The 15,698-nt window shown below is 59.5% G+C and carries 9 protein-coding genes; 4 read left to right on the plus strand and 5 right to left on the minus strand.

Features of this window, described 5'->3' with window-relative positions; genetic code table 11:
• The first annotated feature begins 45 nt into the window (after nucleotides 1-45).
• A complete protein-coding gene (locus tag H8F22_RS19775) occupies nucleotides 46-402 on the plus strand; it encodes a DUF6124 family protein (RefSeq protein WP_027922810.1) in 357 nt (118 codons plus the stop codon).
• A gap of 111 nt (nucleotides 403-513) precedes the next feature.
• Here H8F22_RS19775 and H8F22_RS19780 read toward each other — a convergent pair whose 3' ends face one another.
• Complete coding sequence (locus H8F22_RS19780; protein ID WP_027922809.1) at nucleotides 514-1,548, minus strand: alpha/beta fold hydrolase; 1,035 nt, start codon at nucleotides 1,546-1,548, stop codon at nucleotides 514-516.
• Between the two features lie 255 nt (nucleotides 1,549-1,803).
• Here H8F22_RS19780 and H8F22_RS19785 point away from each other — a divergent pair, with 255 nt between their 5' ends.
• Together H8F22_RS19785 and H8F22_RS19790 are read left to right on the plus strand one after the other, a co-directional pair.
• Nucleotides 1,804-5,169, plus strand: coding sequence for an Ig-like domain-containing protein (locus H8F22_RS19785; RefSeq protein WP_194940582.1), 3,366 nt, complete (start codon nucleotides 1,804-1,806; stop codon nucleotides 5,167-5,169).
• A gap of 186 nt (nucleotides 5,170-5,355) precedes the next feature.
• Nucleotides 5,356-10,584, plus strand: a complete 5,229-nt coding sequence (locus H8F22_RS19790) for a dermonecrotic toxin domain-containing protein (RefSeq protein ID WP_194940583.1) — start codon at nucleotides 5,356-5,358, stop codon at nucleotides 10,582-10,584.
• A 42-nt stretch (nucleotides 10,585-10,626) separates the two neighbouring features.
• Here H8F22_RS19790 and metE read toward each other — a convergent pair whose 3' ends face one another.
• Nucleotides 10,627-12,939: a 5-methyltetrahydropteroyltriglutamate--homocysteine S-methyltransferase gene (gene metE, locus H8F22_RS19795; protein ID WP_194940584.1), complete on the minus strand. Its 2,313-nt coding sequence runs from the start codon at nucleotides 12,937-12,939 to the stop codon at nucleotides 10,627-10,629.
• Nucleotides 12,940-13,046: 107 nt separating this feature from the next.
• On the opposite strand from metE, the gene metR reads away from it, so the two are divergent.
• On the plus strand, nucleotides 13,047-13,964 hold the full coding sequence (metR, locus tag H8F22_RS19800) for a transcriptional regulator MetR (protein WP_007944922.1): 918 nt from the start codon (nucleotides 13,047-13,049) through the stop codon (nucleotides 13,962-13,964).
• 32 nt (nucleotides 13,965-13,996) lie between these two features.
• On the opposite strand, the gene H8F22_RS19805 is transcribed toward metR, so the two are convergent.
• The 3 genes from H8F22_RS19805 to H8F22_RS19815 are packed head-to-tail and all read right to left on the minus strand — an operon-like array spanning nucleotide 13,997 to nucleotide 15,594.
• Complete coding sequence (locus H8F22_RS19805; RefSeq protein ID WP_194940585.1) at nucleotides 13,997-14,494, minus strand: GNAT family N-acetyltransferase; 498 nt, start codon at nucleotides 14,492-14,494, stop codon at nucleotides 13,997-13,999.
• Between the two features lie 2 nt (nucleotides 14,495-14,496).
• Nucleotides 14,497-15,135, minus strand: a complete 639-nt coding sequence (locus H8F22_RS19810) for a LysE family translocator (protein ID WP_027922804.1) — start codon at nucleotides 15,133-15,135, stop codon at nucleotides 14,497-14,499.
• Between the two features lie 24 nt (nucleotides 15,136-15,159).
• Nucleotides 15,160-15,594, minus strand: coding sequence for an NUDIX hydrolase (locus tag H8F22_RS19815; protein WP_059183057.1), 435 nt, complete (start codon nucleotides 15,592-15,594; stop codon nucleotides 15,160-15,162).
• Nucleotides 15,595-15,698: the final 104 nt, after the last annotated feature.

Consider the following 15,698-nt stretch of genomic DNA (forward strand, 5'->3'; position numbering starts at 1 on the left):
CGTTTAGTAGCGAGAAGGTAGCGGCTCTACTAGAGGAATTTACATATGTTCAAAGTAACGTCGAACCCACCGGAAACCGACGACGTTTCCCCCTACGAAACCCCTGAGTCCAAAAAACTCAACAAAGCCGCCGACCGCGCCCTCGATTACTACCTCAAACCGGTCATCCCCAAAGACACCCCGCGCAAACCCAGCACGATCTACTTCGTCGCCCCCGACACCGACCACGAAACCCTGCTGGTCAATGCCAGTGAATCCCTGGCGTCAGCGAGCGTGCTGTTGAGCAACTACGCCGCAACGGTTGACGGCACCCAGCGCAACACCGTGCTTGGCATTCAGAACTCCGTCATGTTGGGCGAACTGGCGGTGAACCTGATGCTGGATAACGTCGTCCCCACGTAATACAAAACAGGTAGGAGTGAGCCTGCTCGCGATAGCGGTCTGCCTGCTACATCGATGCAGACTGTTCCGCCGTCATCGCGAGCAGGCTCGCTCCTACAGTTTGGATGGGGGTTACAGGAGATTGGGGGATGGAACCGGGTCGATCTGCGCCCAATGCGAAGTGTCTTCGCGGTGGGTCTGCAAGTACGGCAACACCGCCGCCAGCAGCGGTGCCTTGAACGCTTCCTGGAAGCGATGCGCCAACCCCGGAATCAGCACCAGTTGACTGCCCCGAATGTGCGCCGCCAGATGCACGCCATGCATCACCGGCAACAACGGATCAGCCGTGCCGTGCACCACCAGCGTCGGCACGCGCAAGTGGTTGAGCAAATCCACACGACTGCGCTCGGCGAGGATCGCCATGATCTGACGCTTCACGCCTTCGGGGTTGAACGCCCGGTCGTAGGACAGCGCCGCTTGATGCAGCAATGCTTCGCGGTCATCCGTCACGGAAGGACTGCCCAGCGCCGCGAGCAAGTCCGCCTGCTGTTCCAGCGCCACTTCCCTATTCGGCGCGCCGCGGCGCGACAATAACTGCACCAGCGCCGCACTCGGCGCCGGCAAGCCTTCGGCCCCGGAACTGGTCATGATCAGCGTCAGGCTTTCCACACGCTGCGGCGCCATCGCCGCCATGTGCTGGGCAATCATCCCGCCCATGCTCGCGCCCAAAACGTGGAATTGTTCAACGTGCAGCGCGTCCATCAAACCCAATGCATCGTCGGCCATGTCGGTCAGGGTGTACGGCGCCGACACCGGCAAGCCGAGTTTGTAGCGCAAGGCTTCGAAGGTCAGGTTGGCCTCGGCCGGGGTCTGGCGCCAGGTGGACAGGCCGACATCACGATTGTCGTAACGAATCACCCGAAACCCCTGCTGACACAGCGCGACCACCACCTCGTCCGGCCAATGAATCAACTGCCCGCCCAGGCCCATCACCAGCAACAACGCAGGGTCCGACGCACGGCCGATGCTCTGGTACGCCAGGCTCACCTGCGCCAGATCAACGTGTTCGGTGGGTACGTTGACATCACAACGAGACGCCGCGAAAGACGGCAGGCCGAACAGCAGCGCGGCCAAAAAGACAACTCTTGAAAAAAATCCAGTACCCATGAAAAACACCAAAACGCAGAACCCCAGTAGAGCGCGAGTCTGATGAAGTTTGTTCAAGCGCGCTGCCACAGTTACGTGACAGTTTGATGAAGAGTGCTGAACGGTCGCGAGATGCGTCGACCGCTACCGCTGGTCAGAAAACAGTCTGAACCTGTTATTTCTGACAGTAGCCAGTCGGCGACTTTAAGCGTGCAATCTGCCTCTGACGCGACACCACCGAACCGGTTCGCGCGCGTGTGTGGATTGGAGAACGTCATGACGGCACTGTTCATTTACTCGCCACAACAACTGGTGGCGCTGCAAAAGGAAAGCCCGCAGCAACAGGTCGATGTGTTTGCCGAGGTCAGGTCCAATGGCCTGTTCACGGAGGATGGCGTACTCAGAATATTCCCGATCATGATTGCTGGCTGGCATGCGGTCGACTACCCCCGGGCCTTGCGTGGGGTCAACGCCGATGAAACCGCCGGCCCCGGACTGGGGTGGTGGGTGCTTTTCCCCTCCTACACGTTAATGGACGCGTTTGACACGCTGCGCCTGTATTTAGGCAAGCGATTGCTGCCCGGTGAGGAGCCGGATCCGGCAGACACCGGCCAACTGATCAAGACTGTCATTGTCCCTGTCGATCACGGTCACCAGAACATCGCCAGCGTCATCGCAAGGATCACTGTCGAAAAACCGGGTATCCATCACCTGTGGTACACCGTCGAGCGTACCAGCGGGAATGGCCCGGAACGCTCGGACCCCATCACCGTATGGTTCAAGCCGACCTTCCCGGACAGCCTCGATCCAACCGGTCAATCCAGTGAGCGCGTGCCTCTTGAAGCCCCACGCTTCCCGCAGGTGATTGATAAAGAGATGGCCGGCGCCGGTGTTGACTTCATCATCCCTGCCTGGCCAGTCATGACTTCGGGCGACCGGATCAAACTGATGATCGATACCCAGATCGTCGAATTCGTCATCACTGCCGAACACGTCGGTCAGGACATCGTGGTGTTCGTCTCCTCGACGATCCTCAAGTCGATCGGCCCGGCCGACCCGCTGCTGGTGAGTTACACCCTTCATGACCAGGTACACAACAGCAGTTTGACGTCCAACATCGGCGTGGGTGCGCTGCAACCGGACACGACGTACCTTGAAGCGCCTTCAGTGCCGCTCGCCGTTGACGATGTTCTCGCCATTGATGATCTCGACGGCGCAGCCATGGACGTTGACGTACTGGTAAGGCGTGCAGACGTCGTCGCGGGCGACAAAGTCGAATTGACGCTTTATGACGCCTCGACCGGGATCAGCGAAGTCTTTGGCCCGCAGGATTACAAGGCCGGGGTCGTGACATTCAGGGTCCCTATCGAACTCGTGAAGAAACTGGCCCCGACCACCATCAAGCTGAGCTACCAGCGAATCCGAATGGTTGCGGGTTCACCGGTACGGACACCGTCATACCCCTACTCTCCACGGCTTATTGGCGAAAAGTACCGCGCGCCGGCCCCTACGGCTCCGCAAGCCCATGGGGCGGTCTTCCCTCCAGGACTGGTAGACACTGTTGTCTATGCCGGCCCCGGAATCGAGGGCCTGGAAGTCGGTGACAAGGTGACACTGAACTGCCTGAGCACCAGCGCTGGCGGCACCACTCGGCTGCAAACCTTCGAGCGATTTGTCACCCGTTCAATGGACATTCCCGGTGTAGGTATCGTGGTGCCGTTCGATTGGGAAACCGCCCACTTCGATACTTACCCGAACGGTTCGGTGGAGCTGTCGTATACGGTGACCGGCATCACGCATGCGGCACCATTGGAGTCTTATGTCCGGCGCCTGCGCATCGGTCAGGTGACGGATATCCTGGAAGTCATCGATATCGGCAAGGATGAAAACGGCGTACTTGACCCCAAAGATATTCCCTTCGGCACACCTGCCATTTGCCCGGCCAAGGCCCACACGCGCATTGGCGATACGGTGCACCTGGAGGTCTGGAAGCAGGGCAATCCGCTCGATCCGCAAGATGCCCTCGTTTTTGAGGATTCGTTACCCATTACCGCCAGCAATGTCAGCAAAGACATTGAGTTTCGGCTGGCGCAGGAGCTGATCAATCCACTGCTCAATCGAATTATCGGTGTGGACTGGTACATCGCCCGTCACCGCGAACTCCCGCTGACAGCCCCCGAACGGGTGCTGCGAATCGGGGCCAAAGCCTTGGTACTGCCGGCGCCTGAACTGTTGCAGGCATCGCCTGGCAATATCATCAACCCGCAAAACACCCAGCAAAACGCCACGGTCAAAGTCACCTATACCGGAATGAACCCCACACACCGTGTCAGCCTTTTCGTCAAAGGACGTGAGGGGTTTGGCAGCCCTGCACTGGCGACACTTCAAGGCAGCGCCAGTGGTTCATTGCTGTTCACCCTGCCGCTGACCGCCGTCCCCGCCAACATGGGCACATTCATGTCCTTTTGGTATGTCGTGACGCAGGAAGGCATACATGACCAAAGCTCCGCGCCCACGAAGTATGAGGTCACCGCTATTTCCAACGAGGATATCAACTACCCGCGCATGACCATCAAGGAGGCGCCGGATCACAAGACGCTTAACCTCAACCATTTCACGGGGGATGCACACTGGACACTGACTCCATGGATCTTCATGGCCATAGGGACACGGATGCGCGTGGCGTTGAGTGGCCAACAATCCGACGGTAGCGAATACGTCCTCCTGTTGTTCGACGGGGTGATTAACGCCAACCATGTGAACACCGGATTAAGCGGTGTCATCAGCCGGGAGCCACTGAAACTGTTCAAGGACGGTACTCAAGTATTCGGCCTGTCGATTGCCAACTTCAGCGACAAGGGAGGCGTTGATACGTTCTTCCCCCTGCGGGAACTGACGATCAAATCGGAAATGCTGGCAGCGCCGATGATTACCCAGTTGATCGACAATCAAGGCCCACTTACCGGGCAGGTCAGAGAGGGTGGGACATGCGATGACCCCACTCCTGAATTGGTCGGTACCGCAACACCCGGAAGCGCGGTGAGCCTGTTCAACGGTGCGACCCCCTTGGGGTCAGCTGTCGCAGACGATAATGGCATCTGGAGGACGCAAGTTTCTGTCGGAACGGGCAGCCATGGCCTGATCGCAAAAACGGCGGATGGACAGCAGGCGTCGACGCCCTGGCAAGTCACGGTGCAGGCAGACCTGAATTCCGTGACCGATTTTTTAAACGGCAATTTCAATGGTTGGGCATTGGGCGCTGGAGCGCAAACAGGCCGATTGCTGGGGACAGCCCCCAACTATCTCTTTCACATCTGGACACCTGGAAAAAAAAATAACTCAGGCGTGTTGTTCACCCGCAACTTTGCGTTGGTGAGTGGCGCGCAATACCAGTTTTCCTGCCAGCTATACAACACCGCCGTGAACGGTTACGACGTCGACCCGAAAATAAGTCTGCATGTCGACAACATGCTCAATACCCCCGTCGTCAATATTTTCAAACATACCGGCTGGATTACGGTGGCAGGCAGTTTTACTGCCTCCGCGGCTACCGCCAACTTCCACATCACCAATCACGAGCCTGGAGACATCGGAAATGATTTTTACATTCACGCACTGACCGTCAGGCAGCTTTCGAATTAACCGATTGATCGACACGGCCTAGCCACCAAAGCCACTGCAACCCCGCTGAACAGGGAGGCTTCAGCGGCTTTGGTCGTACTCGCTTGGCAATGCGATAACTATGTAGTGCCATGGACCCGGACTGATTTTCTTTAATGGCGCTCTTCAAGAGCGGATACGCCGCTCCCTGCACAGAGCCACGTTGTCATGAAAGAAAGTGCGTTCAGTCCCCTGCCCGTCTCTCCGCCAATCACGATGGCGGCCCATCCGCCGCTGAAGCACAACCCCGATGAAAGCCTGTTACTCAGCGCTACGGCGCGCTGGCGCGACAGCAGCCAGGGCTTGCAAGCGTTGTTTGCCGCCGCCCCCCTGAGAAACCACCGTCAGGACCCATCGCTCATCCAACGCTGGATGGCCTATTGGGACGCCCGGGCACCCGGTACGCCAGTGTCGCGACGCGAGCGGGCGGGTCAGTTGTACTGCAGCCATTTCGAGGCCTGTGCCCAAGTGGCGTTCGCGCGCAGAACCCTGACGGCAGAGCAGTTGCAGACACTAGTGCTGATCCCTTCCCCTCCCGATTCCGGTCTGCGCCTGAATGATCAACCCATCCACATCGAGCAGTTGACCCTGATACTGAGCGACAGCGGCACCCTGAAACTCCCGGCTGCCTGGGTCATCAGCGTGGGCGAACGCCAACCCGTCGCGCAGTGGCTGTATTTGCCGAGCCGGGCGGTTCCCATTCAGGTCTTCAACCAGCGCAGTGACATGGAAGACTGGTTGTCTGAACAATCTCTCGTCCCGCAGGGCCTGCCTGATGATGACGTGCGTTTTGAATACGGCGCGAAAGATCAGCCTCTGACGGTCGGCATCACTGAGCGGCTGTTACACCCGCAGTACGCGGACGCCGTCGTTTTCGCCTTACCTCCAGACCATGAAACCCTGCCGCCAGACAACCCTGCCGGGGAGGATGAACAGCCGCTGTTCGACAGCCTGTTTGCCGATATCCCCTGGCCCCAGCGCCAGGCTTCGCTGAACCGCCAGCGCGATGCACTCGAGACGCTGCTGGGCGATCAACTCGAAAGCGACCGGCAACAAACATTCAAAGAGGCCTTGAAGGCGCTGGAGACGGCAGAGCAAGTCGCTGATACGGCCGCGTCCACCCTGCTTTACAGGGCGCGCACCTTCGACTTCGTGACCATCAACCGCGAGTTCAGTGCGCTCTATCAGGCGCACAAGGATGGCCTGCGTGCCGAGGCCCAGCTTCAACTGGCGCTCAAACAGCTCAACAGCGATGAATTCAGCCTGCTTGAAGCGGTGCTGGACTCGCCGCTCGCGGCCGATCGTGACTCAGCCATTACCGCCGCCAGCTTGACGCTGTCGATGACAGAGGCAAACACCGGCGTCAAAACCGAAGAACTCATCGGCCCTTTCGTCATTACCCGAGCGCCGCTCGATGCCGCATCGCCGCGCAGTCTGTTGCTGTACTGGCCCGGCGCCGGCGGCGGTTTGCAACGGTTCGCCAATTGCACAGAACTGGAACGCCAGGTGTTCAAGATTCAGGACGGGGACACGGTTCTGGGCTTGAAAATGAACACAATCGAGACCGACCCGCTGCACTACAGCCTCAACAAAAAAACGAGTCATTTCGAAGAACAAGCAGCGCACATACGCCAACAATTTCCTGATGCAGCCCAGGCTCAACAGCGTGCAGATGAACTGGAAAAGCTGCGCAAAAAAACGCTGGCCGCCTTGCAAGTCCCGGTGCCGGCCGCCAGGAGCCAGGCCTTCTCTCACCTGTTGGAACAAAGCCGTAGCGCGACCCTTTTCTCTTTGCTGCCCACCTGGATGGCCAGGTTATCGGGAGCCGAACGCGTTGAGCTCAAGGGTTTGTTCGAGGGCTACATTCTGGCGATGCGCCGTAGTCATGAACAGCTGGAGATCGCCCTCCCCTCCCGTGACGATTTCACCCGCCAGCATGTGCAAGCCCGTCTGCGCAAAGACTTCTCGCTCAAGGGGCACTTTGACGTACAAATTGACCTGCCTGACTCGGTCCTGCTGAAAAAACAACTGTCGGATGGCGCAGCCCCGGGAACCCCGCAGAAACTCGTCGCAGTGCCCAGTGCAAGCCGCAGCAAAATGTCACTCGAAGAACTTGTCCAGCTCAACGTCGACAATACGCCCTCGATGCGGCTGGACCCCCTGTCACTGCGATTGGGATTTATGCGACTTGAAATCACGGTGACGGATGAAACCGAACGCCAGGCGTTGGCAAGGGGTATCACCCAGCCCTGGCTGCGCAAGATGGTGCCCGAGCTGGACTTGCCCCAAGGCTACGAAAACCTGATTCGCGATGCCTTCATGGGCTCGACCAGCGAGACCGCTTTCGTAAAAGAGCACCGGCGTGAATGCCTGATCGAGCCCTGGCGCCTGATGCTGCAATTGCAGGGGGCCTGCGCACGCCTGCAAAAGCGGATCAATCAACACGAATGGCAGATATTGAACATCGCCATTGATGCCGACACCCCGCAGGCCTGGAACGTTGAAGGCAAGCGCATTGTGCTCCTGCCGGCGTACCTGAGCGCCGGTGGCAAGGACACACCAAACGAGGGCCCCACCACGTTGTTGGGGGTGACGTTCATTCAAGAGCAAGTCAGCGGGATTACCCTGCTGTATCTGCCGGACAGTCCTGACGGCCAGTGCCTGCGTCGCTACGATAATCTTGAGACGGCTCGCCAGGCCTTGTTCAATGCGTGCCTGCGCAGTGAGATGGTCAGTTATCTGGCAGGACGCGCCTTGCAAGGCACGGTGAGCGCTCATGAAAGCCGCATCAACCAGGCTGTGCTCAAGCATTTCAACGCGATGATCGGGATCGGGCTGCCCTGGCCGAAAACCACATCACTGTCGTCCCATTTGCTCAACGCGCACATGGGACGACTGATCGAAGCGCATCGCGCAACCTCCCGTTCCAACGATGCCTTGTACCTGGAACGCTACGCGCTCAGCGGTCCGAGGGCGTTCAACTACATGAAAATGGCCTTGAGCATGGTGCCCTTTGTCGGCGCGGGCATCGCACTCTACGATGCCTGGCACAGCGCCAACCACGCCGTCGCGGCCCTGTTGCGCGGTGAGGCAGGCGACGGCCTGACGGAGATTGAATCGGTGTTGCTGTCGCTGATCGATGCCGCCATGGACGTTCTTCCTGGCGCGTCCGCAGGATCCCGGTCAGCCAAGGGCGCCCGTTCACTCACGCGGCTTCGTCAAATCCAGGCATTGGGCAAAAGCGCAGGAGCGTTGCAAGGAAGATCAAGGCGCCAAGCGCGGCATGGCTTCAATCGCTTCGCCGGTTACGACTACCAAAAGCCGATCTCTCTTGCCGGCTTGCAACCGGCCACCCACGGGATGTACCGCAACATTTACCGGCACGCAGACGGCGACTTTATCGTTCGACAGGGGCGCATCTTTCAGGTTGAACGCAGCACGGATTCACGTAACTGGCGACTGACCGGCACGCCCCAAAAAACCTATAAACAACCCATCGGCCTTGATGAGGCGGGCCGTTGGGACACTTACTTCGGTGTCTACGGAGTGACCTTTGAGGGTGGCGGACTGGGAGGCGGTGGGGTGCTCGGGCATCTGGCGGACGGGCTAGACCCGCTCTGGCCGGCGGCCATTCGCGCACGCCTGCCACGCTGGTGGGCCGATCATGCCTTTCGCCGCCATCACCAATTGACCGAAGCCGTCGATGAATTTGCTCCGACACTCGACGCCCAAGTCCTGCGGACCAATGCCTTGATCGAGCAGTACAACATCAGTATCGAAACTCATCGCCCGACGCTGATGCCGGCGACAGAAGCCGCGTGTATCGGCGACATCGAACTGGCCAGCAGGCACTACCAGACGCTGGTTGAACTTTCGCCCCTCACTCACGGCAACAAAAAGCGCGTGCTGCGGGACATGCAGAGCCATGACGCTTCGTTGATCGCTGACCGGTACAAGCAACGGGTGTTCTTTGCCAATCATCGAGCCGATCCGTTGGTCGGCAGGATCGACGATCTCATCGGGCGCCTGGACGCACTGCCTAACTCCGCGCTCAGCGAACGCTTCCGTATTCTGCAAGACATCAGAAAGGTGCGTGTGGACTTCATGCACGAGCTGGATCAAATCGATGCCGCCATGCGCAATCTCAACCTGTGGTACGAACGCATAACGGTCAGCAGTCACAAGGCACAACTGACCGGCGAAGTCATGATGTTGAACAAGCGGCTCAGCGAGACCAACCTGCTCTACTTGAGAACCGGCCACCTGCTGGAAATCGTCAAGCGCTATGACACCACCCGGGAGATCTCCTGGTTTTATCTGCAAGGACAGGCGGAGAATCTGCGGGCCAAAGTCGATCGCGCCTTGTTCACCCAATACAGCCTGCCGGAAGTCACCGCCACCAGAACCCAGCGCAACCAGATCTTGCTGGAGTGCCTCGATCTCTACAGAGAATTTCGTCGCAACATGAACGCCTGGACCGCCAGCTATCCGCAACACTTCCATCTGGACGCCGTGGCGCCACTGCTGAAGGGTATCGAGAAAATGGCCGAACGAGCGCGCAGGGCCATCGATCAGCCGGTCCCCCCTTCCCCCGGCGGGCAACGCAGGAAAAAAGTCTTCACCACCGAAGATGATCATTTGCTGATCGGGGTGGAGCATTGGGAGTCGACCACCCAGACGCACCGATACACGCTGACGGGGCGGGGCGGATACGAGGAAATCTGGGAACTGGGCGTCAACGGCAAGTCTCGCCTGCTGAATCCGCAGACACAGACGTCTGGAGCGCCACAAAGAAACCTTCAGGCCTTGGTCGAAGATGCCAATAACCGTCTGCAGTCCCAGGAAACCTACAAGGCCAGGGTTCAAGCGTATGCGGCTCAGGACATGCTTGGAGTCGATCTGGAGCACATGATGGTCAGCGAGGCCAGCGAGCTGAACCGTCGCGCCCTCACTATCGAAGAACTTGCCCCGCACAATTCCATCATTGAGCAACTGCGCGACAAGGCCACGGAACTCACGGCTACCGGTCGTCAAATGCGTACCCGCCAGTCGATACGTACGCAAAAACCTACCGATAGCATGCTCGACGACCTGATCAGCCAAAACGCAGTGCAGATTCGCAAAACGGCGCCGATGAAAAATCTTGGCAAACGCCCTGACGGACGGATCGATTACCTGCAGGAGTACCAAGTGTGGGACCTGACGGCCACGCCGCCCAAGGTGCTGTGGTACGCCCACTTCCACTACAGCAAACCCGCACCGGCATTCGCTGAATTCGAGAAAGCGCACTTGAAACTGCCCGAGCACCGGTATCTGACCCACGCCGACAACGCTGCCCTGCCCTACGCCGATATCGGCAAAAGATCAGTAGCACTAAAGCATTTCGAGCCGCTGTAAAACGGGAAACGGGAGCGGTTTTCCGCTCCCGTTTTGGGATTTTTATGCCAACTGGCTGCGCAATTGTCGCGCCGCCGCCACCATATTCACCAACGCGGCTTCGGTCTCCGGCCACGCTCGGGTTTTCAATCCGCAATCGGGGTTCACCCACAGGCGCTCGGCCGGAATCCGCTTCACGGCTTTGCTCATCAACTTGACCATCTCGGCGGTGTCCGGCACCCGTGGCGAGTGGATGTCGTAGACGCCCGGGCCGATGTCGTTCGGGTAGTCGAAGGCTTCGAACGCTTCCAGCAACTCCATGTCCGAACGCGAGGTTTCGATGGTGATCACGTCAGCATCCATGTCGGCGATGGCCTTGATCACGTCGTTAAATTCGCTGTAGCACATGTGGGTATGGATCTGGGTTTCATCCCGCACGCCGGACGCGCTCAAGCGGAACGCTTGCACCGCCCAATCGAGGTATTCCTGCCACTGCGCCCGACGCAGCGGCAAGCCTTCGCGGAACGCGGCTTCATCGATCTGCACGATCTTGATGCCGGCGTTTTCCAGGTCCACCACTTCATCACGCAGGGCCAGCGCCAACTGCTGCGCCTGGATTTTGCGCGACACGTCTTCACGGGGAAACGACCACATCAGCATGGTCACGGGACCGGTGAGCATGCCTTTCATGACCTTGTCGGTCAGGCCCTGCGCATAGGTGATCCAGTCGACGGTCATCGCCTTCGGACGGCTGAGGTCGCCGTAGATGATTGCCGGTTTGACGCAGCGCGAACCGTAGCTCTGCACCCAGCCGAAACGGGTAAACAGGTAGCCGTCCAGTTGCTCGGCGAAGTACTCGACCATGTCGTTGCGTTCGGCTTCGCCGTGTACCAGTACATCGAGGCCCAGGCGTTCCTGGATTTGCACGGCGTGGCGGATTTCACTGTGCATGGCGTCGGTGTAGTCGTTGGCCGACAGCTTGCCTTGCTTGAACGCCTGACGCGCCAGTCGGATCGAACCGGTCTGCGGGAACGAACCGATGGTGGTGGTCGGGAATGCCGGTAATTTCAAACGTGCGCGTTGCTGTTCGATGCGCTGGGCAAACGGCGAATGGCGTTGGCTGTCTGCTGCGCCGATGGCGTTGATGCGCGCCTGCACGGCGGCTTTATGGATACGCGGCGACTCGGCGCGACTGGCTTGAATCGCCCGGCTTTCGGCCAGTGCGGTGTGAACTTTGGGTGATTGCGGATCGTTGAGGGCGTCGCGCAACACGGCGATTTCGCCACACTTCTGCACGGCAAATGCCAGCCAGCTTTTCAGTTCCGGGTCGAGTTTGTCTTCGCGCTCCAGATCCACCGGGCTGTGCAGCAACGAACAGGAACTGCTGACCCACAGGTTGTCGCCAAAGCGTTCCTGGGCCGGTTGCAGTTGCGCCAACACTTGTTCCAGTTCACAGCGCCAGACGTTGCGACCGTTGACCAGACCGACCGAGAGAATCTTGTAGGTCGGCAGACGATCCAGCACCTGACCGAGTTGATCCGGCGCCCGCACTGCGTCGATGTGCAGGCCTTGCACCGGCAGGCCGACTGCCAGGCCGAGGTTGTCTTCCAGACCGCTGAAGTAGGTCGCCACGAGTTTTTTCAGCGGTGAGTATTGAAGGATGTGGTAAGCGCGTTCGAACGCATTTTTCCAGGCTTGCGGCAGGTCGAGGGTCAGGATCGGTTCGTCGATCTGCACCCATTCCACGCCTTGTGCGGCAAGGCGGCCGAGGATTTCGTTGTACACCGGCAGCAGGTGTTCCAGCAGGTCGAGTTTGTCGAAGTCGTTGCCTTTGGCCTTGCCCAGCCACAGGTACGTCAGCGGGCCAATGATGACCGGTTTGACGTTGTGACCGAGGGCCTTGGCTTCATCCACTTCGTCGAACAACTGTTCCCAGCTGAGTTTGAATTGCTGGTCAGCGCTGAATTCCGGGACCAGGTAGTGGTAGTTGGTGTCAAACCACTTGGTCAGTTCCTGGGCGTATTGCGCGGTGCCGTGGTCGCCGCCGCAGCAGTTCGCGCTGGCACCTCGGGCCATGGCGAACAGGGTGTCGAGGGTCGGCTGGCCGCTGGCATCCCTGGCGCTGTCGAAACGCTTGGGGATCACACCGAAGGTCAGGGAATGGGTCAGCACCTGGTCGTACCAGGCGAAGTCGCCGACCGGCAGCAGGTCGATGCCGGCGTCTTTCTGCAGTTGCCAATGGGTGGCGCGCAGTTGCCGGCCGACACGGTTCAGCGCGTCCTGATCGAGATCGCCCTTCCAGTAGGATTCGAGGGCTTTTTTCAGTTCGCGGTCCGCGCCGATGCGTGGGAAACCGAGGGTGTGGGCCAGCGCCATGGTGAATTGCTCCTGTAAAAGATGGCGCTATTGTCGACAGCCAAGCCAACATGAGACAAACTCAACCTTTTCGTGTTGATCACAAGTTTTCCTCATGGAGCCATCCGGTGCTTGAAATCCGCCACCTCAAGACCCTGCACGCCTTGCGTGAAGCCGACAGCCTGGTCGATGCCGCCGACCGTTTGCACCTGACGCAATCGGCGCTGTCCCACCAGTTCAAGGAACTGGAGGAGCGCATGGGCATGCCGCTGTTCGTGCGCAAGACCAAACCGGTGCGCTTCACCAGCGCCGGCCTGCGCCTGCTGCAACTGGCCGACGCCACCTTGCCGCTGCTGCGCGGCGCCGAGCGTGACATCGCGCGATTGGCCGGTGGCACCGCCGGGCGTTTGCACATGGCGATCGAATGCCACAGTTGCTTCCAGTGGCTGATGCCGACCATCGACCAGTTCCGCGATGCGTGGCCGGAAGTCGAACTGGACCTGGCGTCAGGGTTTTCCTTTGCACCGCTACCGGCGCTGGCCCGTGGCGATCTGGACCTGGTGGTGACCTCTGACCCGCTGGACATCGCCGGGATCACCTACGTGCCGTTGTTCACCTATGAAGCCATGTTGGCGGTGGCCAACCAGCACCGCTTGGCGAGCAAGGCGTACATCGTGCCGGAAGACTTACTCACGGAGACGCTGATCACTTATCCGGTGGAACGAGATCGGCTGGACATCTTCACCCGTTTCCTCGAACCGGCCGACATCGAACCGGCGCAGGTCCGTACCTCGGAACTGACGGTGATGATGATGCAACTGGTGGCCAGCGGTCGCGGCGTGTGTGGCATGCCGCATTGGGCGCTGCATGAATACAGCTCGCGGGGTTACGTGAAGGCCAAGCGGCTGGGTGAAAAAGGATTGTTTGCGACATTGTATGCGGGGATACGCGCGGACATGCTGGATGCGCCGTACATGCGTGATTTCTTGCTGACGGCGAAGGACACGTCGTTCTCGACACTGGATGGTGTGAGCGCCGTCAGATAACACAACACTCCTACAGGGGAATTGCGGTGGGTTCAGATTTCCCGCCACATGTGGATTTTGTCGAAGTATTCCTCGCCCACCCGCACCGCCAACGGTTCCAGGCCGAACTGGATAAAGCCGCAACGCTGGTACAGGTTGAACGCCGCGTCATTACCGGCAGTGACGGTCAGCTGAATCACCTTCAGCGCCGGATGCTGCTGCGCCTCGGCCAATGCCACCTGCACCAGTTGAGACCCCAACCCGCGCTGGCGAACCGTACCGGACACGTACATGCCAAACAGTGTCGCCTTGTGCCGGGCCTTTTCCCGAGGCTCGAAGGCGAGACCGACGATGCCGGCCAACTTGCCCTCCTCGAATGCCCCGAACACCACATCCAGCTTGCTGGTCAGGCGCCCTTCCCACCAGCTCAGCGGCATGGCGGCGCGTTCGCGCACACTCGACGTAAAAGCCTGCGGATGCCGGTCATAGGCTTCGAGCATCAGCTCCCGGTAAGCCAGCGCATGACTGGCGTCCAGCCGTTCAATCCACATGATCAAGCCGCCCTGCGTTGCTCAAGCATCAGCCGCACCGCCAGCGCCGCCAACACAAACCCCATGACATAACGCTGCAGCGCCAGCCAGGTCGGGTTCCTGACGAACCACGAGGCGATGCCCGCCGCGAACAGCGCGATGAGCAGGTTGACGCAGAAACTGACGCTGATCTGGGTCAGGCCGAGGATGATGCTTTGGCTGAACACCGAGCCGTGTTCAGGGTTGATGAACTGTGGAAACACCGACAGGTAAAACACCGCAATCTTCGGGTTCAACGCGCTGGTAAGAAAGCCCATAGTGATCAGTTTGCGCGATGAATCCGGTGGCAACTGCTGCGGTTCGAACGGTGAGCGGGCACCGGGTTTGACTGCCTGCCAGGCCAGCCACAGCAAGTACAACGCCCCCGCCCACTTCAACACTTCATAAGCCATCGGCACGGCCAGGAATACCGCGGTCAAACCGGCCGCCGCCGCGAACAAATGCACGAAGAACCCCGCGACCACGCCGAGCAAAGACGTCACACCCGCCTTGCGCCCCTGGCAGATCGAACGGGAGATCAGGTAGATCATGTTCGGCCCCGGCGTCAGCACCATCAGCAACGCGGCAGCGGCAAAAATCAGCAGGTCTTGAAGCGGGATCATGGGCAATCCTTCGTCCGGAAATGATCAGGCAGGTTCGGTCAGCGATGCTCGATAAAACGGCAGGATCAGGTCCCGTGTCAAGGGTGCCAGCCTGACACCGCCGTCGGTGGCCGGGTCGATCCAGATTACTTCTTCGATCTCGGCTGCGGGGGTGACGTCGACATCGATGGTCAGCAAAAACAGCTCGGCCTGTACGACAAACCCCGGCTCGTTGGCCGCCGGTGCCGAGAATTGCCCAAGGTAACTGGCGTGCGCGGGATCGATGAGCAAACCCAGCTCTTCTTCCAGCTCGCGGGCCAGGGCGTGAACCGGTTGTTCATGGGCTTCGATCTTGCCGCCCGGTTGCATGAAGGCTTGGGTGCCGCGCTTGCGCACCAGCAACGTACGGCCGTCGGGACCGATCAACAGGGCAGCGGCGATGCGGATGATGCGTGGCGAATCAGCGGATGCAAGGGTCATGGATCGCAATGGGCCTTGGGTAAAAGCCGCAAGGTTCACATAACCCTTGAGCATCGTCACGGGGAATATCCGCACTCACCGCCGATCCCCTTGTAGGTGTGAGC

The organism is Pseudomonas mucoides (assembly GCF_015461845.1).
Taxonomy (GTDB): domain Bacteria; phylum Pseudomonadota; class Gammaproteobacteria; order Pseudomonadales; family Pseudomonadaceae; genus Aquipseudomonas; species Aquipseudomonas mucoides.